Raw genomic sequence first — 24,910 nt, 5'->3', positions numbered from 1 at the left:
ACTTTGAGAGCTTCTGTATCCGCATGAGTGAAACGTTCCAATAGTGAGCGGCAGATCCCCTGCCGCTCAGCATCAAAGGAGATGTTCTTTGGCTCACCCCTCGAAATGTTCCTACCGCAGTAACCGTGGCCGCGCGTGGAAGGCCGTCCCGCTGGCCGCTTCTGCTTCACTCGCCGCCGCAGCAATCGCGCTGACCGGCGTCCCGCTCGCTCAAGCAGCCCCCGCCCACCTCCCGCAGGCAGCGCAAGCGGGCGTCCCCGGCGTCGTGCCTTCCGTCAAGAATTCCTCCACAGCCAAGCGCCAGGTGGAAAACCTGGACCGCGCACCCGTGGCCGTCCTGACGGATCAGGGCGTCACTGTGAGCTGGAGAATGCTCGGCCTGGACAAGGACAGCATCGGCTTCCAGGTTCTGCGCGACGGCATCAACATCACAAAGCAACCCATCCGCAATGCCACCATGTTCGTGGACCCGGACGGCACGGCGCAGTCGAGCTATGTCATCAAGACCGTTGGGAACGGCCAGGGCCAGGACAAGCTGACCGAATCCGTCACGCCGCTGGCGCAGAACTACCTGGCCATCAAGCTGGACAAACCGGCGGACGGTGTAACACCGGATGGCAAGCCGTACACCTACTCCGCCAACGACGCGACCGTCGCGGACCTCGACGGCGACGGCAAGTACGAGGTCATTCAGACCTGGTCCCCGTCCAACGCGAAGGACAATTCGCAGTCCGGCTATACGGGCAACGTGTACGTGGATGCGTACAAGCTGGACGGGACCAAGTTGTGGCGCATCGACCTGGGCCGCAACATCCGCGCCGGCGCACACTACACACAGGTTCTGGCGTACGACTTCGACGGCGATGGCAAGGCTGAGGTTTCCCTCAAGACCGCCGACGGCACTCGCGACGCTGCAGGTACCGTGATTGGAAACTCCGACGCCGACTACCGCAACAGTGCAGGTTACGTCCTGTCCGGCCCCGAATTCCTGACCGTGTTTAAAGGCGAAACCGGCACCATGATGGACACGGTGACCTACGAGCCCGAGCGCGGCGCTGTCACCGGCTGGGGCGATAACTACGGCAACCGTGTGGACCGCTTCCTGGCCGCCGTGGCGTATCTGGACGGCGAGCACCCGTCCATGATGTTTAGCCGCGGCTACTATACCCGTACTGTTCTGGTGACGTACGACCTCGTCAGCGGCAAGCTCGTGAAACGCTGGACTTTCGACTCCAACCTTGCCGGTGACGAGTACAAGGGCCAGGGTAACCACAACCTGTCCGTTGCCGATGTGGACCAGGATGGCAAGGACGAGTTCGTCTTCGGTTCGATGACCATCGACGACAACGGTCGCCCGCTGTACAACACCAAGCTCGGTCATGGCGATGCGATCCACACCGGCGACCTCGATCCGTCCAGGCCTGGACTGGAGACGTTCGCCGTCCACGAGAGCATGAGCCAGAGCGGCAACCGCGGAGCAACCTTCCGCGACGCCGCGACAGGCGAGGTCCTCTGGAGCATTCCGGCCATCAAGGACACGGGGCGTGGTGCAGCTGGAGACATCGATCCCCGTTACGCAGGAGCTGAAGGGTGGGCCATCGGCGGCACCGCTGCGTGGGATTCACCCGTTGGCCAGTTGATGTCCGCCAAGGGCGAGCTGATCGCCGAGAAGATCCCGGCCGCCAACTTCCTGGCATGGTGGGACGGTGACCTGCTCCGCGAAATCGTGGACCACGACTACGACGCCACCGTCTCCCGCGGCGTTCCCACCATCTCCAAATGGAACTGGGAAACGGAAACCAGCGACCGGCTCCTGACGGCGGAGGGTGCCCGCAGCAATAACACCACCAAGGGCAATCCATCTATCCAGGCAGACATTCTGGGTGACTGGCGCGAAGAAATCGCGTGGCCGTCCACCGATAGCACCGAGCTGCGGATCTACACCACCACCGCTCCCACCGAGGTCCGCCTGCGGACACTGATGCATGACACCGTTTACCGCACAGCGGTGGCGCGCGAAAACGTCGCCTACAACCAGCCGCCGCACCCGAGCTTCTTCATCGGCGAGGGTATGCAGACACCGGCGATTCCCGCCGTCGTCTATGCCGGCAGCGGGAAGTAGCGCCCCCTAGTAACCACACCGCGCCTTAGTAATCACGGTGCCGCCCGGGTCGTGTTGACCCCGGGCTGCACTGTGGTTACTTGGGTTAAGAAGTCAGCGCTGTCCGGGCATGCCACCCATCGGCGGGATGAAGCCCTCGCCGCGGCCCTCTTCTTCTTTCCGCTCGGCGGCGCTGCGGGAGTCGCTGTCAGCGGTCCCATCGGAGTCGCCGTCCATGTCTGCCAGACCGTTCGTTTGGTCGAATTGGTGGGTGACGGGATCAATGATCGGTGGCGAATCCGATGAGGCTGCAAGGGCGGAGGCCGGAGACGGCTCCGCGGTGCTGGCAAGACCGGCGGCGGTCTCCGTAGATGTGGTTTCCGGCGCCTGCTTCTCGATGTACTCTTTGAACTTCTTCAAGTCTGACTCGGCCTGCCTTTCAACAACGTGCAACTTGTCTCCCAGGAATTCCAGAACGCCGTGGGGTTCGTATTCCAGGGACAGGTGCAGGGACGTCTGGCTGGGGCCGGCTTCCTTGAACTCCACCCATCCCGCGTTCTTGGCACCGTCGACGGCGGCCCAGGCCACAGCCCGGTCGGGGTCCTGCTGAATGATCTTGGCTTCCCAGCGCCGGTGGACGCCCGCCATTTCGGCCACCCATTCCAGCCGGTCCTCGCTGAGCCGCGTCACACGTTCAACTCCGCCCATGAAGTGCGGAAATTCCTCGAACCTGGTCCATTGGCTGTAGGCCGTACTGACCGGAACGTTGACCATGATTGTCTTGTTCACTTTCGTGGTCACAATGTCCTCCTCCTGCTCGACTCGATATTGATAAGCATACTTACAGTATCGAGCTTTTTAGAGGATAGTCATAGGCCTTGGCAGGTAACCCAAACGTCAGCGCTTCTTGCCCCCAACACCCGGCACGGACGTGACTTGTTTCATCCAGTCCGCGAGCTGGCGTTCATCCACGTCGTCCAAGGTTTCGAGCTCCACGCCCCGCGTTGACTTACCCATCCCTACAGGTGTCACCGGCGGCACGGGCTGGAGGGCCGCACCATTGATGAACATGAGCTTGACGTGGCGGGCAAAGCCGCCGCTGCTGAAGCACCACCCGTCACCAACGCCGTAGTACGCCATGCCCCACTTCACGGAGCGCTGGAGGTTGGACAGTGTCTTTGCCGCCAGGGCATCCACGGCCTCGGCGACGCCCCGCTGCGGCTGTGGCAGGCTGGCGATGTAAGCGAACACCGGTTTGTCCCCAACGGCCGCTTTCGCCGGACTTGCCCTTCCGGTCATGGCTTCCGGCAGTGTGAACGCTGCCGGCGTGGCCGGTGTTTGGGTTTCGTTCTTACCGCTCTCCCTGCTGATCATGGGGACATTATCCGGCAACCCTGGAGCCTACGAAATAACCCGGCCGTTCTGGATCAGGTGTTCCAAATGCTCGGAAATATCGGCCAGCACGGAGATATCCGCCACGGGGTCGGCGCCCAGAACCAGCATGTCTGCGTCGGCGCCCGGGGCAATCACGCCAAGTTCACCTTCGCGCTCCAGCAGTTGCGCCGCCGTCGTGGTCGCCGAACGGATGGCGTCGATTGCCGGCTGGACCTTGCCGAGCAGCCTGAACTGTTCGTTTTGGTGTCGGTGCATGCCGCCCAGGAGATCGGAACCGAAGGCCATTTTGACGCCCGCCTCGTGGGCGCGGGCGATCGCTTCGAGTCCACTGGTTAGTACGGAGTCAACCTTGCCCCACATTTCTTCGGTGAGCCCGAATTCCTTGCCTTCTTCCTTCAGCGCCCAGTAGGTAACGAGCGTGGGGACCAGGAATGCGCCTTTCTCAAGGAAGAGCTTGAGGCTTTCATCGTCCAGGAGGTTGCCGTGTTCGATCGAACGAACTCCGGCTTCCAGTGCCCGGTTGATGGCTCGGGCAGTGTAAGCGTGGGCGGCGACGTAGCGGTTGGCGGCCTGGGCTTCTTCCACGGCTGCACGCATTTCTTCCATGGAGTACTGCGTGGAGTCAATGCGGTCTGTGGGGGAGGAGACGCCGCCCGATGCCATGATCTTGATGTGGTGTGCGCCCTTGCGGATTTCGTCGCGGGCGGCAGCGCGGACAGCGTCCACGCCATCGGCCACGCGACCGATCCCGCAACATCCGCGGCCGTTGGGGTCATGGTCCTCGCCGGGGAGCCGCATGTCGCCGTGCCCGCCGGTCTGGCTGAGGGCGTGACCGCAGAAGTGGATCTTGGGCCCCTCCAGGAGGCCTTCCTGTTGCGCCATCGCGAGTCCGAAGTCGGCGCCGGAGAGATCGCGGACGGTGGTGAAGCCGCGGCGCAGCATCTGGCCCATGATCCGGGCCGTCTGCGCGTAGACGTACGACGCGGGCGTGTAGGTGAGCGAGCGGAAGTCGGCACTCGAGGCGACCACATGGACGTGGGCATCAATAAGGCCCGGAATAACGTACTTGCCGGTGCCATCGATGACACGCGCATCTGAAGGCGCTTCAAGGTCAGGGCCGACGCTGCTGATCTTTCCGCCAACGCTTACGACGTCGGCAGTTCTGTAGGTGCCAGCCTCAACGTCCAGGACGCTTGCGTTCCGGATGACCAGCGGGGCTTGTGTCTCGGTGGTGGTGCTCATGTTAGACGGTGTCCTTCCCGGGGACGTCGGTGGGATGTGCGGCAAAGGCCTGGATGAGGTCGGCCAGGTTGCGGGTGACGACCTCGACGGCGGTCGTCACACTTTGCGGGGAGTACTTGCCTTCGGCGTGCAACAGGGCGAGCACGCCCACGACGTTTCCGTCGTCGAGGACGGGCACGTTGATGACGGCGCCGCAGCCCAGCTGCTGGATGAGCCCGGAGTCTGTAAAGACTTCCCTCAGCGCTGTCAGATCGGCAGCAAGGAAGGGCTTCTTGTCCTCAATGACGGTCCCAAGCCAGCCCGGTGAGATCTCCACCGTTTTCTCGCCGCCCACCGGATACTCCGCCGGGTGGCTGGTGAACAGCCGCTTGAGGCTGGAGCGTTGGGGGATCCATTGGAGGGCGGTGAAGAGGATGACTCCGGGATCCTGCTGCAGAGCATCGAATGACCGTTGGAACGTGGTGTCGGTTTTCATGAAAACTCCGCTCATTTGCTTGCTGATTCTGCCGCTGCCGGATCATGCTCGGCCTTGGCGTTGATGTCCTCCAAGGACTTCCCGGCGGTGGAGGCTCCGAAGATCACCACGCCCAGGACGCCGATGGTGAGCACCACCGTGGTCATGGTGAATACTCCGCCGAAGCCAAGGGACGCTGCGAAGATGCCGATGATGGAGGGTGCCAGGATGCTGCCGATACGGCCCACGGCGCTGGCCAGGCCAACGCCGGTGGCGCGCATCCACGTGGGGAAGAGTTCCGGTGTGTAGGCGTAGACGCCGGCGTAGGTGCCGTTGAGGAAGAAGGACAACGTGGCGGCGGCCACCAGGATCATGCCGGAGTCGTTGGATTGGCTCAGCCAGAAGGCGCTGATGGCCGATCCTGCCAGGTAAAGGGCGATGGTGTTCTTGCGGTCGATCCTGTCGCACAACCAGGCTGCGGAGAAGTAGCCGGGGATCTGCGCCAGGTAGATGAGGATTGAGAACTCGAAGCTCTTGGTGATGGTGATGCCTCGGCCAACCAGCAAGGTGGGAATCCAGGAGAAGAAGCCGTAGTAGGAGAACGTGATCACGAACCAAATCAGCCAGATCACCGCGGTCCGGCGGCGCATTGCCTTGGACCACATGAATTTGAGGGCATTCCAGATACTGATCTTCTGCTCGTGCTTGGTGATCTCTTCCTCTGCAGCCGGCAATGGCGCCAGGGGCTTCCCGGTTGCCTTCACAACGCTCTGCTCAAATCGATCCACCACTTCCGTTGCCTCGGCGATGCGGCCACGGCTGATGAGGTACCGAGGTGATTCCGGCAGGCTGCGGCGCCACCAGAGCAGGAGGAGGATCGGGACTGCGGTGATGACCTGCGCCCAGCGCCAGCCGTCCTCGCCCATAGGAACAACGAATCGGCCGATCAGTGCGGCAGCCACGAAGCCAAAGGAGAAGAAGCCGGCCAAGGTTCCGATGAACCAGCCGCGGCGCTTCGGGGGGATGAACTCAGACAGGAAGGGTGCGATGATCACGCTTTCAGCGCCTGCGCCCAATCCTGCAAAGATCCGTGCAATCAGGAAGATTTCGAAATTGGGGGCCATGGCCGCGACGATCGACATGAGGCAGTAGAAGGCGAGAGCCCACAGCATGACCTTCTTGCGGCCAAAGCGATCGCCCATCCAGCCGGCCAGGATTGCGCCGAAGAAGAAGCCGAAGGGGGCCGCCGAGCCGACCAGTCCGAGGGAGGCGGTGCTGAGGCCCCACAGTTCCTGGATACGCGGGAGCAGGAAGGCAACCACTGCCCCGTCCATGCCGTCGAACGAGTAGCCGAGGCCGCCGATGAGGAGAAGCTTGTAGTGTGGTCGACTGAGAGCCAGACGATCCAAGCGTGCTGTGAGAGACATGGTGATTCCTGCCAAAGTGGGCCAAGTTGTACATTTTGAGGAATATGCACAGATCTGTGCAGAAGCGATGTATCGAAGTTACGGCCAAAGTGTGAGGTAGGTCAATAGGTGGAAGAAGATTTCGACTCGTCGACGTTGACTGAGTGGCTGGACGGCCGTGTCCAAGGGCGCAAGCTCGCGGCACGCCAAATGCAGGTCATCGGCATCCTTCGGTCCCAGCCGCGCCTGGCCTCTTACGGCTCTGTCAGCGACATCGCGGCAGTGGCCGCCTCAAACGCCTCCACCGTGACCAGGACCGCGCAAACACTGGGATTCAAGGGGTGGGCGGACTTTCAATTCGAGCTCAGATCGCGCTTCCTGGCCTCGCTCAGCGCGGTTGAAGTAGCGGCCGAACACAACGGCCATATCAGCAGTCCTGCTCAGGCGGCGGTGTCCACCGACCGGGCGAATCTGGCCCATTTTGAGCGCACCCTGGACGTCGACACAATTCACGAGATTGCGAAGGCAATAGCCGGAGCGCGGCAAACGTTCATCGTTGCCGCGGGAAGCTACGCCATCCCGGGGAAGGCCCTGGAGCACAACGCGATCATCGCAGGCTATGACGTGCGGCTCTTGGATGCCGACGTCGCAGCCCTCACCAACGCCATCGCACGGCTCGGCGCGGAAGATCTGGTCATCGCCATCAGCCTCTGGCGGGTTTACGACAGCACCATGCGCGCGGTCGACATCGCCCACAACCTGGGCACGCCCATTGTCTCCATCACGGACAGTGCGGGTTCGCCGGTGGCCGTGCACGCTGACCATAGAATCGTGGTGCCCACGGGGGGTGCCGGCTTCTTCCCGTCGCTGACAGGTGCGGTGACCGCGGTCCAGGCGATCGCCGTCGAGCTCGCCTCCTTGGACCGCGAACGCTCAAACCAGAACATTGCCGCCTCGGAGCGGACCTGGGACCAGATGCGGATCATGCACCCGCGATCCAGCTCCTAGGGTCCCAAAAAAAGCCGCGCGGTAACCACCCATCTCCCCGGACCGTCTCTCACCAAACCGCCCCTTCAGGCAGACCCTCTCGCAGGCCAATGAGAGAGCGTTGCCGGGAAGGGGTGGTTACGTGAGAGAGGATCGGGAAGGGGCGGGACTTACGACGCCGGGACCTCCGCGGCGGGCAGTTCACCGCCGATGAGGGCCAGGTTTTGGATGACGGCCAGGCCGAACTGAGCGGTGTCGTTGGTGGAGACTGTCGGGGCCTCATCCACGGGCTGCAGCACGAACGGCGGCAGGATCTTCTTCAGCGTGAAGGCCTCGGCGTGGTTCAGGTTTTCCCCGCCTTCGGCAAAGCTTTCCCACGCCGACTCCGCCAGCTCAGGGGACCCCAGTTTCGCGGCGGCGTAGGCTGTGAGCCGGCTGTGGGCCTGAGTGAGGTAGATGCCCGCCAGTGGCTGACCGACCTCCGCAACCTGATCTTCCGCAGTGGCCAGGAACAGCCGGCAATACTGCATCCACGCTTCCTCGAAGGCCTTGTCCGGGACCAGGCTGATCAGTTCGCTGCAGATTTCCACCAAACCGAACACGGCACTCAGGTGCGAGACGCTGATGGCTTCGCGTCCGACGTCGAACCTTCCTCTGTCCAGGTCGTACAGCGCTTCGCCCGTGAGGAAGCCGAACTTCAGGGCGCCGATGTCCGCCATGGTGCCCAAGAGGCGATCTCGGGAGCGGGGGTTGCCCGTGCGTTCCCAGTCCGTGAGCCACGTGGCCGCGAGTGAGCCCCAGTCCGTGCCCAGCCCGACGCCCAGGGCGACGCGGTCCGGGCGGTAGGTATCGGCGTCGGGCCTTACTTTGCGGACCGGGTCCAGGCCAAGGAAGTTCTGGTCGCTGTCCACGAGCTCGGTGAGAAGGTCACCGGTGCGTTCGTCCGCGGTCAGATAGTAGTAGAAACGGCGGTAAGCAGGGGTGCTGATGCGCAGTTGCTTGGCGCTGCAGCCCCAGTGCTGCACGTTGTGCCGGGAGCCCAGGCCGCGCCAGGGGCCAAGATGGTAGACATCCACTTCGCCGGTGTGGCGGGTCATGGCCTCGGCATAGCGGAAGACATCGGCCCGGCCGGAACGCAGGTACATGTACCAGAGCCAGAGGTCCGGCGAGAGCTCGGAGTTGTCCCAGGCGTAGCCGCCCACATCGTAGCGCCAGACGTGGCGGTCGGTGTCGTAGGTGTGCATGACGTCGCCGTAATTCCAGAACCCGTACCAGCGGCGCTGCTCCGTTTGGCCCTGGTAGAAGTCGAACAGGAAGTCCAGCTTGTCCTCCAGTTCGGCCCGGGCAGGCGTGCTCCGGTCCACGGGAGCCCAGTCGCCGAAGACTCCGGCCGCGTGCAGGTACTCCGGCGTGGGCTGCAAGAGCGGGGGAGTGGAAGCGGCTTTGGCGTCGGCGGCGAGGCTTTCCGTGCTGGGCGTGGAGTCATAGGCGAACAAGGTGAGTTCATGCGTCCGTGCGATGCCGGTGGGGTTTCCGAAGCCCGGCTCATAGTCCTCGTACGTGATTTCCAGGCCTTCAAGCTGGTCCTCGAACGTGTCCTGCCCCAGGCCGTCGTGGTAGAAGCGGAGGTCCATCGGCTGGGCTTCCGGGGAGTAGAGCCAGGCGGTGACCGTTGCGTTGTTTGTGGCGGCACCGCGGATGTCCAACTGGCCCGGGTGCGACTGCCAGAAATCCCGGATGCCAATGCCCAGGCCGCCCCCAAGATCGCTCACGGAGCAGAACCCCGCCGACCTCGTTCCGCCGGAGATGCCCACCCAGCCGTGGCCCGTGGCCGTGCGTTTGCGCAGCTCAAAGCCGTCGGCGGTGAGTTGGGTCAAGGTGTAGTCGTTCCAGCTCGGAATGAGGTGGAGGCGCTCGGAGACCAGTGGACTCCACTCGCTGAGCGGCGGCGTGGCTTGTCCATTGATCTGGGCGTGGCGGACAGCCTCGCCCGGGTCGCGCCGCAGCCCGGTCAGTCCTCGAACACCCTCCGCCAGGAAGCCGCCATCGGCACCGGCGATCCGGACATGGCGATCATGCAGCTCACTGGCCAGGGGGACTGTGAACCGAACCCCGAGCCCGGCAAGGAAGTCCTGTCCAGGGTCGCCGTCCCAAATAAACGAATGCATCATGCGGACGCTCCGCGCCCCGGCGTAGAAGTAGAAACGGACGGTGAAGGGCAGCCATTTCTTGCCCCCGTTGTCGGCGCGGTGCTGCCCTTCGACCCGCACCACCGCGCGCACGGGGCCGCTCTGCTCAACGGTGACGCTGGTGGTTTGGCCGGTGAATCCCTCACGGGTGGTGCTGCCCGCGCCCTCGGCCAGGTCCTTTTGGAGCAGGCTCACGAGCTTCGCGTCCCTGGCCACTACCGAACCGTCACGGGTCAGCTTGCTGAACAGGCTCGCGCCGTTGCGTGGCAGGACCATGTCCAGGGTTCCGGTGGAAACCGTGACGGTCGCATCGTTCTGGGTGACCGTTACTTCCGGTGAGCGTTCGACGGCGACTGCCGGGCCGCCGTCGTGCGTTTCGGTGGCGTTTGGCGAGACACTGTAGGCCGACGCGGGCTGATCCGTTGCGCCGAGCGCGACACCTGCCCATTTGAGCGAGCCGTCGGGCCACGTGGCCAGCGGCCAGGTTTGGGCCCTGACCATCCGGCCGTTGGAGTCGAGGACCCTGAGAGCGGATGTGTCCGGAACGGTGCCGCGTTGGAACGGCATCCCCCACGTCGTGCCGCCGCTGAGACTGGCGGGCGGTGCGCCATCGATCCAGGTGATCGGGGCGTGCTGAGTCATGTTCGAGTCCACCTAAGAGGGTTGGGAAAACGCTTTCTTTGAGACGTTTCAATAACTTACCCGCGAGCCGGGTGGGCCGCAAGGGGTGGCCGGGTGCTGGTCGCGCCGCGGGGCCGTTGACTCTCATTCATCTCGGGCGTATCGTGCAACCAAATGGTTGTAGATCAGTTCAGTCCCGTACCCGAGAAAAACGACGAGCTCGACCGCTTGTTCCAGGCGCTGGCAGATACCACCCGCCGGGACATCATGGCCCGCGTGACGGAGGGGGAGTACTCGGTCTCCGGCCTCGCGGCACTCTACGCCATGAGTTTCGCGGCCGTGCAGAAACACGTGGCGGTCCTGGAACGGGCCTCCCTGGTGACCAAGGAGAAGCGTGGGAGGGAGCAGATCGTGCGGGGGAACCATGATGGACTGCAAAAAGCCCGCCATCTGCTGGATCACTACGAAATGATCTGGCGGCAACGTGCCAGCCGGATCGCGGACATACTCGCTGAAGATGATGAAAGGGATCTGCCATGACAGTTGTCAGCGTGGACAAGGACGTTGAGGCCCTGAGCCTCACCGTTGTCGCCGAGTTCGATGCCGATGTGAAGCGCGTCTGGAGAATCTGGGAGGACCCGCGGCAGCTCGAACGCTGGTGGGGGCCACCCACCGTGCCGGCCACTTTTGAGACCCACGACTTCACCCCCGGAGGGAAGGCCTCGTATTACATGACCACCCCGGACGGTACAAAGGCCCGTGGCTGGTGGCAGTTCACCGCCGTGAATGCCCCGGACCACCTCGAATTCGACTACGGATTTGCCGACGATCAGGGCGCCCGCATGGACCACCAAGGAGCAGCGCATGCCACCGTCAAGCTCGAACCGATTGGCGCCCGCACCAGAATGACCATGTCCACCACCTTCGAATCGGAGGAACAGCTCCAAAAGGTGTCCGAGATGGGCATGGAGGAAGGCCTTCGCCAGGGCATCGGCCAGATCGATGCCCTCCTTGCGGAGCCGGCCAACGCCTGACGACTTGACCCACAACAAAAAGAAGCCGACGACGGCGGGTGCGTCCCGGCGTCGTCGGCGTATGGTTTAAGTCCCGGCCGCCTCTCGAAACGGACCAGTGTCATGGCGCGATTGATCATCATGGGGCCTCCGGGTTCCGGCAAAGGCACGCAGGCCGAGCACATCGCGAGGCATTTTGGGATTCCTGCCATCTCCACGGGGGACCTGTTCCGGGCACACGTTCGGGACAAGACGGAGCTCGGTCTGGAAGCCGGGGAGTACATGGACCGGGGTGAGTTCGTGCCGGACCATGTCACCACGGACATGCTCAAGCAGCGCATGGAGGAGGCCGATGCTGCCCAGGGGTTTCTGTTGGACGGCTATCCCCGGACCGTGATCCAGATCGGGGCCTTGGACGAGATGCTTGCGGTTCGGGGGCAACCCTTGGAAGTTGTGCTCGCGTTGACTGCCTCGGATGACGAGCTGGTTGCCCGTATGCTCCGCCGAGCCCAGGAACAGGGCCGCAGCGACGACACCGAAACCGTCATCCAGCGTCGGCTGGAGCTGTACGCAGACGAGACTCGGCCGGTGTTGATGGCATACGCAAACCGCGGCATCCTGCTCACTGTCGATGGTTCAGGTGATCGCGAATCGATCACTGAGGCCGCGATTGCTGCGCTGGAGGGGGCGCTCGCGGGCCAGGCGCTGCCGGGTTAGCGGGTACCAGCCAGGCGCAGTCGGGTTAGCTGGCGGAAGCGGGGAGCTGGGCACCCAGGGCTCGAAGGTACGCTGCAAATCCTTCAGGTGCCCGGGCTTGTGTTCGGCCGGAGGTCAGAACGCGAAGAGTGTCTGTGGCGGTGACGCTGAATCCGTGGCGGCGAAGCCGTTCCACCAGTACCTTGTCCTCGTGCGCGCGAAGCCACGGAAAACCGCCCGCAGCGAGATAGGCAGAGGCTCGGACGCCGAAGTTTGCGCCGTAAATATGCTGGTGGTCCTCGCGGAACGGGTGAAGTTCCATCCAGCGGCGGAGTATGGCTGGCTCGACGTCCTGCGGGTCAGGTTCCACTGATCCGAGAATGGCGTCTGCGCCTGCATTGGCGAGTACCAGTTGGCGCGTCAGCCAGTTCTGCGGAACGGTGGAGTCGGCGTCGGTATTTGCGAGCCAGACGCTGCCTGTTGCGGCTGCCGGAAGGTGATGCAACGCCGCCCGAATGCCAAAGTCTCGGCTGGCTCCTGTGCTGTGCAGGGCCACCTCGACAACGTTGAAGCGGGGGTCGCTGGCACCGTGTGCGGCAGTGATTTCGACAGAACGGTCCGTGCAACTGTCCAACACCGCAGTGATGGTCAGGCGAACTTCCGGGCATTCCCGCTTCAAAGTGTCTGCGGCGATCTTCAGCGCGGACAACGCCCTGCCGATGTGTTGTTCCTCGTTGTGTGCGGGCATGAGCACTGCCATGTACCTGATCCGGCTGTTCGTGGTCATGGCGTACTGTCCGGTGCCACGAAGATCTCCAGTACGAAGTCCTTCTCCCGGTATAGGCCGCGGTTGGGCCATCGCAGTTGTTCGCGGGCCATCGTATGCACCGCCTCGCCATCCAGTTGCCATCCTGAGATGGGGTGCCGCCAGTGGCACAAAACGAGCGTTGCGCCCGGGCGTGCGGACCCTTCAATCTGCGTGAACACCCGGGATAATTCCGTTGGCGCCAAGTAGTAGCCCATCTCGGAGAGGACCATCAGGTCGAACGTACCGGCCGGCCATTGGTCGGGGATCGTGAGGTGTTTTACCCCCGCCGACCGGTACTTAGCGAGGCGTACTGTCGCCTGGGCCAATGCCGTGCTGCTCGCATCCACGCCGAGGAATGTCCGGCAACGCTGGGCGAGCTCCTCGCTGAGGGTGCCGACGGAACAGCCCAGTTCCAGCCCCGACTCGTACGATTCCTCCGGAAGGGCTGCGAGCGTCAAGGCCCTTTTGCGGCGCTCGTACCAGCTGGTGGTGTAACTCCACGGGTCCGCTTCCCGGGAATGGACCTCGTCGAAGATCCGCTCGGCATCTGCTGCGCTGTTGTTGCCCGCCTTGGACGGATGCCACGCGAATGTTTCGAAGGGGCGGGAAAAGTGCTCCAAGAAGGGCTGGGACAGCAAGGTCTCATCGCCTGGTTGCCCGGACAGTGGTTCGATCTGGGAGGCGTGGGCTCGCATGGCTGCGGCCTTGGCGCCCTGCTCTGCCGGTGTCAACGGGACCCGAACCCATGACTGCCAGGTGTTGTCCTCTGGTCCTGCCCACAGCCAGTACCAGATGGGGTACTCCAGCAATCCGTGGCCTCCGGCTGCGGCAACTTCCGCCGCGACGGTGCCAAGGGTGTCGTGGTCCGTGTGTCCGTCGGTGCGGTACGGGGTAACGATCACTACGTTCTCGGGAGGTCGCCCCGAAGCAGCGATGACTTGGCGCACGGCGTCAGCGATTCTCTCCGGATGCGAGGCCAGTTGCCCGTCGGGGAGTTCCAGAAACCGCCACGTCGCGCTGGAAGCCAGCCCGGACACAGCTGTGTCAAACTCCGTGAGCCTGACAGCGGCAAGCTGTTCCGGCGTCGTGGTTTTCGAGTCCGGGTGCGATGCCTCGCCAGCCGTGCACAACAGGACTTCTACCGTGGCTCCGGCAGAGTGCAGCTTGGCGAGGAAGCCGCCGGTGCCCAGGGTTTCGTCGTCGGGGTGGGCAGCCAGCACTACAAACGTCATGCCCGCGAGCTCTTCTGCGCTCAGCGGCAGCTCCGGCAACGCCGCCACTCCGCTGGAAGCCCATTCCGGCTCGGACGTGCCGGTGTCCGTGTGCGAGAAAGCTACCATCTGCGGTCTCCCTTAAGGGCCAGGGCGCCCAATTGCGCGTCGTCCCGCATGCCGTGGTGCTGCCGGACATACAGCGACAGGTCAGCCATGCGCTTCCCATACGCTTCGTTGAAGGCCAGCGGTGCGGGGCCCAGGTTTTGGGTCACCACTGTCTGGACACGCTCGACGGCGGCGGCAACAGTCGCGCGGACACGCAAGGCCTCGCTCCAGGCGTTGGAGCTGTCCGCGCTGGAGCCGGCATCGATCCATTCAGCTGTTTGGGCCAGATACGCAGTGACGGAGGCGATGATCCGGTCCACCTCACCCAGATGGGCGAGGGCGATCTGGTCCGGTTCCCGACCGTTCTCCGCGGCTTTGGCCAGCGCGGTCCTGAAGTCCCGGGCCACGGCGACCGTTCCGCCAAGCCAGCACGCGGCTACGCCCATGCCTCCCCACGCGAATCCGGGGCGCTCGAAATACCAAGCCGCGCCGCCAACAGGAGTTGCCGGGACTTGGTCGAAGTGGACCGTGCCGCTGGGAATTTCCCGCAGGCCCCGGCTGGTCCAGAGCGGGGTTTCGCACGATACTCCGGGGTCATTCAGGTTGACGGCGAAAGCTGCCCTGCCGTTGTCCTCGGTGTAAGCGGTGATCACGGCACCGTCCAGCCGAGAAGCGAGCGAGCACCACGGTTTGGAGCCGTTGAGGACTACGTTGCCGTCCGCTTGGCGCTTTGCTTCCAGCTTCAGGCCCGGGCCCTCGGCGGCGAAGACACCCCAGGCGCCAGGTTTTGATTCTTCAACCCCGGCCTGGGCGAGGATCGCGACGGCATCCAGGTGTGGTTCGAGCGCCCGTCCCGCCGCCACGTCCACGGCTGTGACTGACGCCAAGAGCTCCCAAAGCTTTGCGGTGCTGCCCTCGCCGGGCTTCGGGGCGGCGTGGCCGATGTCCTCGGCCAATGCGAGCAACGCGGGAATGTCGCCAACCCTTGTGCGCACTTTTTTCAGTACTGGTTCCAGCGCTTGGAGTTGGGCAGGGTGGGAACTGATGCGTACAGGATGGGCTTCGGTGTCGCTCATGGGACCCAGCCTATTCTAAGGAGCCTTATGGTATTGACTGGATGGAAAGAAAACGACGGCGAGAGGTTCCCGCCGTCGTCCGCTTTGCTTCGTGTTTGGTGGCTAGATGATCAGGTTCATGGTGTTCCAGCCGGAGCCGACCAGGCCGCGGGGGAGCCATCCGCCTTTGCCGTCGCTCGGGTAGAGCCAGAGGGCTCCGCCTGCGTCGCGGGCCAGGAGATCCACGTTGCCGTCCCCGTTGAAGTCACCGGGGCCGACGATTGCGGTCATGGCGTTCCAGCCGTTACCGACCTGGTTGGGCCCTATGAAATCAGAGAACACTCCCCAGTCATACCGTGCCCAATAACCACTGTAAGACTGCAAAGCTCCGGCGCCGTCAACAGCCAGAAGATCGGGAACACCGTCCTTGGTGAAATCGCCGGGCCCCATCATCGCCGTCAAAACCTGCCACCCGTTGCCCATTCGGTCCGGCGAAAGCCAACCACCTTTGGCGTTCCCTCGGTAGAGCCAGAGGTAGCTGTCCGCGTCCCGTGCTACCAAATCGGCACTTCCGTCAAGATCGAGGTCTCCGACAGCCGTGACAGCGCTCATCTAATTCCAGCCCTGTCCCACTTGGACTCGAGCGAACCAGCCGCCTCGGCCGTTGCCCGGGTAAAGCCAGAGTGCGCCGCTGCCATCACGTGCCAGAACGTCGGCATTGCCGTCCCCGTTGAAGTCTCCAGGGGCCACGATGGACGTCATCACGTTCCAGCCTTGCCCAACCTGAATCCGCGGAAGCCAGCCACCGTTGCCCTGGCCCGGGTATAGCCACAAGTTCCCATTACCATCGCGTGAAAGAACATCGGGCTTTCGGTCTCCGTTGAAGTCGTGCCCGACCTTAGCGGCTTTGACCGTGATGCTCAGCAGCGGGCTTACCGCATCGGGATTGTAGCCATTGCTGGCAGCGACGCGGAAGGAGTAGGTCCCGGGAGTCGTGGGAACGCCGGACAACCTTACGCCAGAATACTGTGGCTCCAGTTTCAGGCCCGGCGGCAGCGCTCCGCTGGCAACCCTGAACTGGGGCACGAGCGAGCCGCCGGCCGTGAAGATGTGTTCGTAGCGGACTCCGACAGTGCCTGTGTTCGGAGGGCTCCCGGACGTGAAAACGGGAGCAACGCTTTTGCCGTCTATGATCCGGATTTCGGCGGCACCTGAGTCGAGGACGTAGATCTTGTTCGTGGCTTCGTTCACAGCTAGGTCAGCAGGGTTGTTGAAGCCTTGGACGTCACCCAGAAGTTTTCCCTGCGAATCAAAGACTGTCACCCGATAACGGTAATGATCGGATGCGTAGACTTTGTTGGTGGTTTCATTGACTGCAATGCTCTGGTAATTGGTTTGAGCGGCGGGAGTATTAGTAACTTTCAGTGTGGTCCCGCTGATCGCCGTCAGGTACTGATTGCCTTCATCTGAGGCATAGACCATGTTGGTTTTGCGATTAATTGCCAGGACGCCAGGGCGGGCATCTGATTCAGTGCCGACGATTGTCACGACGTTGGCCCGTCCCCTGAGAACTGCAATTGCTTTAGTGGACGGGCAGGCGAAGAAGACCTGTTGAGTAATGTCGTTCACTACTGCAGACTTTGCCACGCACCCGAGATCAACTGTGCTGAAGGTGTGGTCGGCGCCGTCGAGAACCGCAGTCTTTTTACTTTCCCAGTCTGTTACAAAGACCCTGTTTGTTGACTCATCAACAGCCAGGGATTCTGCTGCCAAGGGCGATGAAATATGAGTCGTTGCCCTAGTGGCTCCATCGATAACCGAGACTCCAAAGTAGTTCCCATGGCTAACATAGATCTTGTTGGTCTTCCTGTTGACGACTATTGCCGAAGGATGCGGGGCGGTGGCAATCGTCGCCGTTCTTTCGGTATTACCGTCGATGACCGTGATCAAGTTGCTGGTGGAATGGGAAACATATATCTGGTTGGTCTTTTCATTAACGGCAATACCTTCGGGAAATGCAGCAACAGCAATTGATTTGGACGTCATCGTGTTTCCATCAATGACCATCACGGATTTGCCGGAATAGTTCGTGACGTAGAGCTTGTTGGTCGTGGCATTCAACGCTTCATCCTGGGGAGCGCTGGCTTTGAACTTTTGGTCCGTGAGAATGTCAGCCTCCGCCGGCGCGGCTCCCACTCCGACGAGGACGCCGGCCGTCGTAAGCAGGACCAGAAGACCGGCAGCGAGGCGCCTCCCTGTGGCACCGACAAAAGACATGGATATACCCCGAGCAGCCAAGGCTCAACCCCCAATAATTCGATTCGCGACTATCGCTTCAACCAGCGAAGCCTACATTGCGCGGCGCGCCGAATGTGATCCGCGCCGCATTGTTTCGACTCGAAGATCAAAGACCAACTCCCTCCAACGCGCGCACCCCCTGGAAAAGTTCCCCTTTGTCTCAACATGACGATGCGGTTTCACAACTTTTGTCACGCTTGTCACATCGGCTTGTCAATGCAGGTGACAAGTTCCGTAGCTTGGAATGGTCAGTATTCCCGAGCCAAAGGAACACCACCATGCCGCAGCCCAACGAATCCGCCCATGTCCCCACGGACGCCCACAGCCCGCCCGGCACCAAGGACCGTAAGCCCCCCTTCCTCAGCAATTTGGGCGCCGACCTCCCCGCGTCCCTCGTTGTCTTCCTGGTAGCTCTTCCGCTTTCACTCGGCATCGCCGCCGCTTCCGGAGCCCCGGTCATGGCCGGTCTCATCGCCGCAGCCGTCGGCGGCATCGTGGCCGGAACCCTTGGAGGTTCCCCTCTGCAGGTGAGCGGCCCAGCCGCCGGACTGACCGTCGTCGTTGCCGGTCTGGTTGACGAGTTCGGCTGGCCGGCGACATGCGCCATCACCGCCGCTGCCGGCGTCGTGCAGCTACTCATGGGCGTTAGCCGCATTGGCCGGGCGGCCCTGGCAGTATCGCCGGTGGTGGTCAAAGCGATGCTCGCGGGCATCGGGATCACCATCATCCTGCAGCAACTCCATGTGCTTCTCGGCGGTCAAGCTGCTGGATCAGCCATCGAAAACCTCAGTGCGCTTCCAGCAGCCATCACCAACGTTGAGCTGCACTCTGCGCTCCTTGGGCTGGCCGTCGTCGCTATTCTGCTGATGTGGAAGTTCCTCCCCGCCGCAGTGCGGAAAATCCCGGGGCCGCTGGCCGCCGTCGTCGCGGTTACGGCACTGTCCGTCGCGGTTGCGCCAAGCGTGGAGCGCATCAGCTTCAGTGGCTCCATCTTCGACGCAATCGCACTTCCCAGCCTGCCCGACGGGAACTGGCGGGCCGCGGCCATGGCCGTCATCACGGTGGCACTGATCGCGAGCATCGAGTCGCTCCTGTCCGCCGTCGCCGTGGACAAAATGCATGGGGGCTCGCGCACCAACCTCAACCGCGAACTTGTCGGGCAAGGCTCGGCCAATATGGTGTCCGGCATGCTCGGCGGGCTTCCGGTAACAGGCGTGATCGTCCGGAGCGCCACCAACGTTGAAGCGGGTGCGAAGAGCCGTACCTCCGCCATCCTGCATGGCGTATGGGTCCTGGTGTTTTCCGCATTGTTCGCCGGCCTCATCCAACTGATTCCGTTGTCCGTGCTCGCGGGGCTCCTGCTGGTGATCGGGGCCAAGCTCATCAAAGTTGCGGATATCCGCACCAGCCTCCGCACCGGCGACCTCCTCGTCTACAGCGTCACTCTGGTGTGCGTAGTGGCCCTCAACCTCCTTGAGGGCGTCATCATTGGCCTCGCACTGGCCGCCCTGTGCGTGCTGTGGCGTGTGCTCCGGGCACAGATCCAAGCGCATGCCCCCTCTGCTGAGCCGCTGCCATGGCGCGTGACCATTGCCGGCTCGTGCAGCTTCTTCGCGCTGCCCCGGCTCAACCGCGTCCTCCATTCCGTGCCTGAAGGCCAGGACGCCGTGGTGGAACTCAACGCCGACTACCTCGATCACGCCTTCCGTGAGGCGCTGGTCGCGTGGCAGCAGCAGCATCGGAACACCGGCGCTACGGTGATTCTCGAAGAACACGGAACCACCGCATTCACGGACGCCGAAGACAACACCCCGCAGCGGCAGGATCCGCGCGAGTTCCCGCTCCCGCCTCGCACGTCGTGGCAACCTTCTGAAGCGGTCAACAAAGCAGAGGACGACGACGGCGGGCAGCTGCCGCTGCGGTCAGTCCTCCTGGGCATCGACAAATACCACCGTCGCCACGCCGACAAGGTCCGGCCGCTGGTTCAGGACCTCACCGAAAGCCAGAACCCGGACACGCTGTTTGTTGCCTGCGTCGACTCCCGGGTCAACCCGAACCTCATCACCAGCAGTGGACCCGGCGACCTCCTGACGCTCCGAAACATCGGCAACGTGGTGTGCAGCGACGGTCACGATGCCTCGATCGACTCCGCGCTGTCCTTTGCGGTCAAGGGGTTGTCCGTGGATTCGATCGTCATTTGCGGGCATTCCAATTGTGGCGCGATGAAAGCCGTCATTGCTGACGCCGAGGGTGCTGCGCCTGCCTTGGGATCCGGTTTCGATACCTGGCTGGAGCACGCGAGGCCCAGCTACTTTGCCCTGTTGGCCGGCCACCCGGTGGCTAAGGCTGCCGAGGCGCACGGGTATGGCCAGTTGGATCAATTGAGCATGGTGAACGTGGCTTTGCAGCTCCGGAAGCTCGAGGAACACCCGGTCACGGGGCCGGCTATTGCCTCCGGCCTGGTCCAGGCCACCGGCTTGTTCTACGACATCTGCACGGCACGGGTTGTGCTGGTGACTCCGGAGGGCATCGAGCAGTTGGATCCGAGCATGGCGCTCCGCTCCTAGCTCCGGCCGGGCCGCCACCACCTACTTTGAGCCCGCATCCAGCCTTGACACCCCGGCTTTCACGGCGTGTCGGGGTTGGTTCACCTTCAAAGTGGGTCGTGGCGGTACGGGCTCAAGCGGCCGCGTCCGGCAGGGCCCTAACGAATTCCTCAATCCTGCCGAAAACGCCTGATTGGAGCTCTTGCGAAGCCCGCCAGTTGTTAGGGATCTGGAGGGAGTGGTCCGCGCCGGGAATCTCAACAAACGTCCCCGCAGACTCCGACGTCCGGCCGCCATCCCAGAGTTTGTCGTCGGACCCGCCGACAAAAAGGTCGGCCTTGTCCGTATGACCGATCGTCTCCCTGACTTTGGCGTCCGTCAGCAGCGGCGTGAGCCAGACACCTGCCGTCCGGGTTTCCTCTGCCCAGGGAATAGCCAGCGTCCCGAAGGACTTCGCAACCACCAGCCGCTGGCTTGCTGAGGGTGCGGCGGCAAAGGCCTGCTCCGCCGCCCGCGCTACGAAAGCGTGCGGGTCGGCTCCAGGCTCGTCATCGGCAGTCCACCTGACGGCTTGGACGTGCCAGCCCATGGCGGCAAGCATTTCACCAGCCCAGAAAAGGACCGGGCCCTGAACCGGGTATCCCGATCCTGGGAGGAGGACGGCCACCTTGGTCCCTTCGGATTCGGTGGTGGTTGCCTTGGACCAGGTGAAGGATTCCATGGCCTCATGCTAACGGCCGCCGAATACGTCCGGTTTCAGGGTTTTCTTGGATGCTTTCGCTAACGCCCTTGAACTCAGGAAGGGCCGTTGTTTCACGAAGGTATTTGGCGTACGCCTCAGCACGGTCAGTGACGTCGAAACTCCGGCTCACCGCTGTTGGGGACAGTGCGCCGGGCAGGCTGTGCATGGACCCTTCGGGTCGGGACGATTGTCCGGCAGCGATTTCTGACCCTATTTTGTCGGGCCGGCCCTATATGCTGCGGAGATATCAGAACGGATGGGTGGTGGGTATGGCTAGGTTGCGGATCTGTGACGAGAGACTGCCTGGAACTGGGGTGGTGAATCAACCTGAGCTGGCAGGGCTGCCGGACGTCATCACAGTAGAGGGGCTGATCCGATGGCGCGTGCGTGAGGAAGTCGCACGCTTCAATGCGCACGGCACTGCCAATGTCACCGGTCTGATCGAACGTTCCGCCAGGGAACGTGAGTTTAACGATCAGGGTCGCGGCAACCAAGGTCGACAGTCTGTGAGCTGGGAGCAGGAAGCTGATATCGCGGTGAGGGGCTTTGAGCGGAATGCATTTTTCGTGATGGTGGATGGCCGGCAGGTCTGCGATCTGACTGACGAGATAGACGTCCTGAAAGCTACGGAAGCCACCTTTATCAAGCTCGTACCGTTGGTCGGCGGATGAGCACTTTGGATGAGACCATGGGGCGCGTTGAAATGCCTGAAAGTCTGAGCCGGCTTGCCAAAGGGCAACGCCGTCGGCTGATGAGATTCTTCAAGGCAAAGCTCTCAGGGCAGGACGTAGAGGAGTACTGTCAGCGGTTCTCCAACTACCTTGAGCGGCTTGATCCCGCCGGCCGAAAGGGTGCTTTCGCATTCACCTTCAGTCACGTGGATGAGCACAGGTATGGGATCGCTGACAGGTATTACGAACCCGACCGCATCCCGGCAGGCCGCATCTATATGTCGCCCCCGGTGGAGCAAGCCCTGCACGTGCTATCGGATCTCGCACCGTTGAACTGGGACGCCGACGAACTCGTTTGGATGCTCTCCCATGTGCCCTACTCCCGGTATATCTACCCTTCCTGGCGACGCGCGTTTCACGGCCCGATCCTGTCCCTGGAGCCCGCTGAACGCCGGAGGATGCCGGCGGTGACCCGCCGGATGGAGGCTATGTTGCTCGTTGACTTCCGAGATGGGCCGGGGTTGCCTCCGGAGGTTCGTGCATTTAACGAACTGCTGCTCGACGACGACGCCGAAGAGGGCCGTATCCCGCTGCAGTACGTGAGGGATGCGGATGATTTCGGGCCCTTGGTACGTGAGGCGGTCCGCCCGCTCATGCCCGAACACCGGTGCGCCCGCCTATTTCTCTTTATGAGTGAGCTGACCGGCCCGAAGCCCACGGCTAAGTGGAAACGCGAGGCGGTCATCCGCATAGCCGAGGATCCCAGTACGTTGTTGGTCGCCGAATCCCTGCTTGGCCTCGCCGCGGAGCGGATACCGACGGCGGACCGCGGCGAACTCTCGTGCCTCACTACGCACACAGGGGGTCTCCTTCGTGCTTCCTTCTGGCTGCTTGCCCTTCAACCTGATGCGCACAGACATATCAACCTCCTCCGTGATGCGGCCACTTATCTGGGAGCCGGCCACAATGGCCGTAACGGAGTCTGCCGGTCCACCACTGGAGCCAATGCAGGTGTGGAAGTTCTGCTGGAGATCGCCAAGAGTCAGCCGGACGCCACCACCGAAGTGGTCGGCGCCCTGACCCGGGTCCGGGATGTGGTCAAGAACAAGAACCTGCACAAGCGCCTCGTCAGCGTCGTCGACCAACTCTCCGCCGAACGCGGGATCTCCCCTTCAGAACTGTTGGAAACAGCCATCCCCGATCTGGGATTCGATGGGGACGGCACCAAGACCTTCGCCATCGACGGGTATACAGCAAGGCTGGTCCTCTTGCACGGACCAAGCGGGTCTGCCGTAGAGGTCTCGTGGTTCAGTGCGGGAGAGCATCCAGTTATCATGCCGGCCGAGCTGAAGAACACACCTGAACTGGCAGCAGTCAAGCGGGCGGTGAGTGAGGCGAGGAAAGCCCTGGCAAGCCAGCGGGGCCGTATCGAACGACTCCTGGCGTCGGACCGGGCGTGGACCGGCGCCGATTTCCGGACCCGGTATCTGGAACACCCTATTGTGGGAGCCACTGCGCGCGGCGTGCTGTGGACCATCGCTACAAAGGAAGGCAAATTTTCCGGGTATCCGCGGCGTGCAGGCGATGCCGCCGGCTGGGAACTTGAAGGAGCAGAGGGCGAGACACGCGCAATCGGCAATGACGACGTCGTTGTTCTCTGGAAACCATGGGAACAAGCCGCAGAGGACGTGCGCTCCTGGCGCTCCCAGGTCATCAAGAATCGGGTGAGGCAGCCGTTCAAGCAGGTATATCGGGAGCAGTACCTGCTCACATCAGCCGAGCAGGAGACCGGCCACTACTCCAACCGCTTCGCCGCGCACATCCTGGACTATCCGCGGGTACAGGCGCTTGCGAAGGAGCGCGGTTGGCATGGCGCGCAACTGGGCTCCTGGGACGGCGGGCAGGACACCCACCTGTATCTTGACTTCCCCGACGAGCGGCTCAGGGCGGGGTTCAGCATCGAAACACTCGATCTCCAGGAAGAGCGCACGTCTCTGTGCTCCACCAACAGGGTTTGGTTCGAGCGGCGCGTTGCCAGGGCGATCTGGGAGTCCGTGAACCTGGCCGATCTTCCGCAAGGAGTGTTCAGCGAAGCCATGCGTGATATTGACCTGTTTACCGCTGTGGCAGCAATCGGGCCGGACCTGGACTGGGCGGACCACCCCAATGGCCAGATCAGGGACTACTGGAACACATCGCACACAGCGGAGCTTTCGGAATCAGCGCTGTCACGGCAGGCGTACCTTAGCGAAATCCTTCCGCATACCATTCTGTCCGAATGCTGCCAGCTGACCGATCGCCACCTCATCGTGCGCGGCACCCACCGCTCCTACAAAATCCATCTCGGATCGGGAAACATACTGATGGAACCGGATGATTCTTACCTTTGCATTGTCCAGGCGTCCGGCGCGCGCTCTGGACGAATCTTCCTGCCCTTCGAAGAAAAGGCCGGAAGGTTGGCTTCGATCCTGTCCAAGGCCTTCATGCTCATGGACGACCACAAGATCACGGATCAATCCATCCTCAGCCAAATTCACGGGGCACGCCACCGCGATACGGTCTCTTGAGCAGTCCTAAGACCGGGTTGGAGTTCTAGGCAGTACTCGGACCGCTTGGATTGGGTGTTTGCCAACTCGATAACTTCGTCCCGTTCCTGAACGCCATGCGGAATACTTGACCCAGAACCACAATTTCCGGCAGGCAGGGCTGCCGTGCGAGGAGGTGGCGAAACGTGAATGCCGAGAACAACGCCTTCAGGCGGAAGCTCGAACGTGGCGCGGAACTGCGAGCGGTACGCGGATGGGGTGGCAGCGCCCACGAGGACGCTGAGATCGAGGCCGCCGACGCACAGGAGCGGGAGAAACGCCGGAAGGTGGACGACGCCGCTAGGGTCGAATACCTCATCCGGGACGCCATGGCCCAAGGCAAGTTCGACAACCTCAAATACGCAGGGAAACCCATCCCGGGCTTGGGGGAACACTACGATCCCGACTGGTGGGTCAAAGGACTCATCCAGCGCGAACACCTCAGCGGGATCGGACCACCTGCGATCTTGCTTCGGATCGAGGACTCTGAACTCGATGCCAAGCTGGACCTGCAGTACACCGAGAAGCAGGTCCGGGACATCCTTGAGGACTTCAACAAGCGGGTCATCGAGGCCCGGCGGCAACTCCAGGGTGGCCCACCCGTGATCACCAAACCCCGCGACGTTGGTGCCGAATTGGAACGTTGGCGGGAACGGAGGGCTGCCGCAGCCCCTAACGAACCGGAACCCCGGCCACAAGCTCATAGGAGTTGGTGGCAACGGATCTGGAACGGCTCAGGCTAAGCCAAACAGGCAGTACTTTCTGCTGGATCATTCCTGCTG

21 protein-coding genes are annotated in these 24,910 nt (G+C 62.7%); 9 read left to right on the top strand and 12 right to left on the bottom strand.

The window, feature by feature from the left end; all coding sequences use genetic code 11:
- Positions 1-88: 88 nt before the first annotated feature.
- Positions 89-2,122 carry a rhamnogalacturonan lyase gene (locus ACFRJ9_RS02315; protein ID WP_377663994.1) on the top strand — a complete coding sequence of 678 codons (2,034 nt, stop codon included), beginning with the start codon at positions 89-91 and terminating at the stop codon, positions 2,120-2,122.
- Between the two features lie 93 nt (positions 2,123-2,215).
- On the opposite strand, the gene ACFRJ9_RS02310 is transcribed toward ACFRJ9_RS02315, so the two are convergent.
- The 5 genes from ACFRJ9_RS02310 to ACFRJ9_RS02290 all read right to left on the bottom strand — a co-directional run bounded on the left by ACFRJ9_RS02310 (position 2,216) and on the right by ACFRJ9_RS02290 (position 6,619).
- On the bottom strand, positions 2,216-2,902 hold the full coding sequence (locus ACFRJ9_RS02310) for an SRPBCC family protein (RefSeq protein ID WP_377663992.1): 687 nt from the start codon (positions 2,900-2,902) through the stop codon (positions 2,216-2,218).
- A gap of 96 nt (positions 2,903-2,998) precedes the next feature.
- Complete coding sequence (locus ACFRJ9_RS02305; protein WP_377663990.1) at positions 2,999-3,475, bottom strand: DUF1801 domain-containing protein; 477 nt, start codon at positions 3,473-3,475, stop codon at positions 2,999-3,001.
- A gap of 27 nt (positions 3,476-3,502) precedes the next feature.
- Entirely contained in the window at positions 3,503-4,738 is a 1,236-nt protein-coding gene (locus tag ACFRJ9_RS02300) for an amidohydrolase family protein (RefSeq protein WP_377663988.1), read from the bottom strand.
- 1 nt (position 4,739) lies between these two features.
- Positions 4,740-5,213, bottom strand: coding sequence for a GAF domain-containing protein (locus tag ACFRJ9_RS02295; protein WP_377663986.1), 474 nt, complete (start codon positions 5,211-5,213; stop codon positions 4,740-4,742).
- A gap of 11 nt (positions 5,214-5,224) precedes the next feature.
- Entirely contained in the window at positions 5,225-6,619 is a 1,395-nt protein-coding gene (locus ACFRJ9_RS02290; protein ID WP_377663984.1) for an MFS transporter, read from the bottom strand.
- Between the two features lie 108 nt (positions 6,620-6,727).
- Here ACFRJ9_RS02290 and ACFRJ9_RS02285 point away from each other — a divergent pair, with 108 nt between their 5' ends.
- Positions 6,728-7,606, top strand: coding sequence for a MurR/RpiR family transcriptional regulator (locus ACFRJ9_RS02285; protein WP_377663982.1), 879 nt, complete (start codon positions 6,728-6,730; stop codon positions 7,604-7,606).
- 149 nt (positions 7,607-7,755) lie between these two features.
- Here ACFRJ9_RS02285 and ACFRJ9_RS02280 read toward each other — a convergent pair whose 3' ends face one another.
- Positions 7,756-10,416: a Tat pathway signal sequence domain protein gene (locus tag ACFRJ9_RS02280; RefSeq protein ID WP_377663980.1), complete on the bottom strand. Its 2,661-nt coding sequence runs from the start codon at positions 10,414-10,416 to the stop codon at positions 7,756-7,758.
- Between the two features lie 153 nt (positions 10,417-10,569).
- Between ACFRJ9_RS02280 and ACFRJ9_RS02275 the strand changes: the two genes are divergently transcribed.
- The 3 genes from ACFRJ9_RS02275 to ACFRJ9_RS02265 all read left to right on the top strand — a co-directional run bounded on the left by ACFRJ9_RS02275 (position 10,570) and on the right by ACFRJ9_RS02265 (position 12,125).
- A complete protein-coding gene (locus tag ACFRJ9_RS02275) occupies positions 10,570-10,935 on the top strand; it encodes an ArsR/SmtB family transcription factor (protein WP_377663978.1) in 366 nt (121 codons plus the stop codon).
- Positions 10,932-11,429, top strand: a complete 498-nt coding sequence (locus ACFRJ9_RS02270; RefSeq protein WP_377663976.1) for an SRPBCC domain-containing protein — start codon at positions 10,932-10,934, stop codon at positions 11,427-11,429. Before ACFRJ9_RS02275 ends, ACFRJ9_RS02270 begins: the two co-directional genes overlap by 4 nt.
- 102 nt (positions 11,430-11,531) lie before the next feature.
- Positions 11,532-12,125 (top strand): adenylate kinase, encoded by a 594-nt coding sequence (locus ACFRJ9_RS02265; RefSeq protein ID WP_377663974.1) that lies wholly within the window; start codon positions 11,532-11,534, stop codon positions 12,123-12,125.
- Positions 12,126-12,150: 25 nt separating this feature from the next.
- Here ACFRJ9_RS02265 and ACFRJ9_RS02260 read toward each other — a convergent pair whose 3' ends face one another.
- The 5 genes from ACFRJ9_RS02260 to ACFRJ9_RS02240 form a co-directional block, all read right to left on the bottom strand.
- Entirely contained in the window at positions 12,151-12,891 is a 741-nt protein-coding gene (locus ACFRJ9_RS02260; RefSeq protein ID WP_377663972.1) for a glycosyltransferase, read from the bottom strand.
- The gene (locus ACFRJ9_RS02255; protein WP_377663969.1) at positions 12,888-14,252 is read right to left on the bottom strand and encodes a PIG-L family deacetylase; all 1,365 of its coding nucleotides are present in this window, start codon (positions 14,250-14,252) and stop codon (positions 12,888-12,890) included. The genes ACFRJ9_RS02260 and ACFRJ9_RS02255 overlap by 4 nt, the downstream gene beginning before the upstream one ends.
- Complete coding sequence (locus ACFRJ9_RS02250) at positions 14,246-15,307, bottom strand: acyl-CoA dehydrogenase family protein (protein WP_377663967.1); 1,062 nt, start codon at positions 15,305-15,307, stop codon at positions 14,246-14,248. Before ACFRJ9_RS02250 ends, ACFRJ9_RS02255 begins: the two co-directional genes overlap by 7 nt.
- A gap of 102 nt (positions 15,308-15,409) precedes the next feature.
- Positions 15,410-15,898, bottom strand: a complete 489-nt coding sequence (locus ACFRJ9_RS02245; protein WP_377663965.1) for an FG-GAP repeat domain-containing protein — start codon at positions 15,896-15,898, stop codon at positions 15,410-15,412.
- The gene (locus tag ACFRJ9_RS02240; RefSeq protein ID WP_377663963.1) at positions 15,899-17,407 is read right to left on the bottom strand and encodes an FG-GAP-like repeat-containing protein; all 1,509 of its coding nucleotides are present in this window, start codon (positions 17,405-17,407) and stop codon (positions 15,899-15,901) included. It abuts the gene before it with no gap.
- A 455-nt stretch (positions 17,408-17,862) separates the two neighbouring features.
- Here ACFRJ9_RS02240 and ACFRJ9_RS02235 point away from each other — a divergent pair, with 455 nt between their 5' ends.
- Positions 17,863-20,151 (top strand): SulP family inorganic anion transporter, encoded by a 2,289-nt coding sequence (locus ACFRJ9_RS02235; RefSeq protein ID WP_377663961.1) that lies wholly within the window; start codon positions 17,863-17,865, stop codon positions 20,149-20,151.
- 112 nt (positions 20,152-20,263) lie between these two features.
- Here the strand turns inward: ACFRJ9_RS02235 and ACFRJ9_RS02230 are convergent, their stop codons facing one another.
- Positions 20,264-20,851, bottom strand: a complete 588-nt coding sequence (locus ACFRJ9_RS02230; RefSeq protein ID WP_377663959.1) for a hypothetical protein — start codon at positions 20,849-20,851, stop codon at positions 20,264-20,266.
- A gap of 338 nt (positions 20,852-21,189) precedes the next feature.
- On the opposite strand from ACFRJ9_RS02230, the gene ACFRJ9_RS02225 reads away from it, so the two are divergent.
- From ACFRJ9_RS02225 to ACFRJ9_RS02215, 3 genes are all read left to right on the top strand, one after another.
- A complete protein-coding gene (locus ACFRJ9_RS02225; protein ID WP_377663957.1) occupies positions 21,190-21,543 on the top strand; it encodes a hypothetical protein in 354 nt (117 codons plus the stop codon).
- Positions 21,540-24,110 (top strand): DUF4132 domain-containing protein, encoded by a 2,571-nt coding sequence (locus ACFRJ9_RS02220; protein ID WP_377663955.1) that lies wholly within the window; start codon positions 21,540-21,542, stop codon positions 24,108-24,110. The genes ACFRJ9_RS02225 and ACFRJ9_RS02220 overlap by 4 nt, the downstream gene beginning before the upstream one ends.
- 164 nt (positions 24,111-24,274) lie before the next feature.
- Entirely contained in the window at positions 24,275-24,871 is a 597-nt protein-coding gene (locus ACFRJ9_RS02215) for a DUF1992 domain-containing protein (RefSeq protein WP_377663953.1), read from the top strand.
- Positions 24,872-24,910: the final 39 nt, after the last annotated feature.

Source organism: Paenarthrobacter sp. NPDC056912 (assembly GCF_042786555.1).
GTDB lineage: Bacteria > Actinomycetota > Actinomycetes > Actinomycetales > Micrococcaceae > Arthrobacter.
This window is presented reverse-complemented; position numbering and strand designations above follow the sequence as displayed.

Bases quoted from the DNA above. Each gene is read 5' to 3' on its own strand.
- ACFRJ9_RS02265 (WP_377663974.1), top strand. From the start codon at position 11,532: ATGGCGCGATTGATCATCATGGGGCCTCCGGGTTCCGGCAAAGGCACG.
- ACFRJ9_RS02300 (WP_377663988.1), bottom strand. From the start codon at position 4,738: ATGAGCACCACCACCGAGACACAAGCCCCGCTGGTCATCCGGAACGCA.
- ACFRJ9_RS02220 (WP_377663955.1), top strand. From the start codon at position 21,540: ATGAGCACTTTGGATGAGACCATGGGGCGCGTTGAAATGCCTGAAAGT.
- ACFRJ9_RS02255 (WP_377663969.1), bottom strand. From the start codon at position 14,252: ATGGTAGCTTTCTCGCACACGGACACCGGCACGTCCGAGCCGGAATGG.
- ACFRJ9_RS02280 (WP_377663980.1), bottom strand. From the start codon at position 10,416: ATGACTCAGCACGCCCCGATCACCTGGATCGATGGCGCACCGCCCGCC.
- ACFRJ9_RS02260 (WP_377663972.1), bottom strand. From the start codon at position 12,891: ATGACCACGAACAGCCGGATCAGGTACATGGCAGTGCTCATGCCCGCA.
- ACFRJ9_RS02295 (WP_377663986.1), bottom strand. From the start codon at position 5,213: ATGAAAACCGACACCACGTTCCAACGGTCATTCGATGCTCTGCAGCAG.
- ACFRJ9_RS02250 (WP_377663967.1), bottom strand. From the start codon at position 15,307: ATGAGCGACACCGAAGCCCATCCTGTACGCATCAGTTCCCACCCTGCC.
- ACFRJ9_RS02305 (WP_377663990.1), bottom strand. From the start codon at position 3,475: ATGATCAGCAGGGAGAGCGGTAAGAACGAAACCCAAACACCGGCCACG.
- ACFRJ9_RS02230 (WP_377663959.1), bottom strand. From the start codon at position 20,851: ATGGAATCCTTCACCTGGTCCAAGGCAACCACCACCGAATCCGAAGGG.
- ACFRJ9_RS02235 (WP_377663961.1), top strand. From the start codon at position 17,863: ATGCCGCAGCCCAACGAATCCGCCCATGTCCCCACGGACGCCCACAGC.
- ACFRJ9_RS02275 (WP_377663978.1), top strand. From the start codon at position 10,570: ATGGTTGTAGATCAGTTCAGTCCCGTACCCGAGAAAAACGACGAGCTC.
- ACFRJ9_RS02245 (WP_377663965.1), bottom strand. From the start codon at position 15,898: ATGAGCGCTGTCACGGCTGTCGGAGACCTCGATCTTGACGGAAGTGCC.
- ACFRJ9_RS02270 (WP_377663976.1), top strand. From the start codon at position 10,932: ATGACAGTTGTCAGCGTGGACAAGGACGTTGAGGCCCTGAGCCTCACC.
- ACFRJ9_RS02290 (WP_377663984.1), bottom strand. From the start codon at position 6,619: ATGTCTCTCACAGCACGCTTGGATCGTCTGGCTCTCAGTCGACCACAC.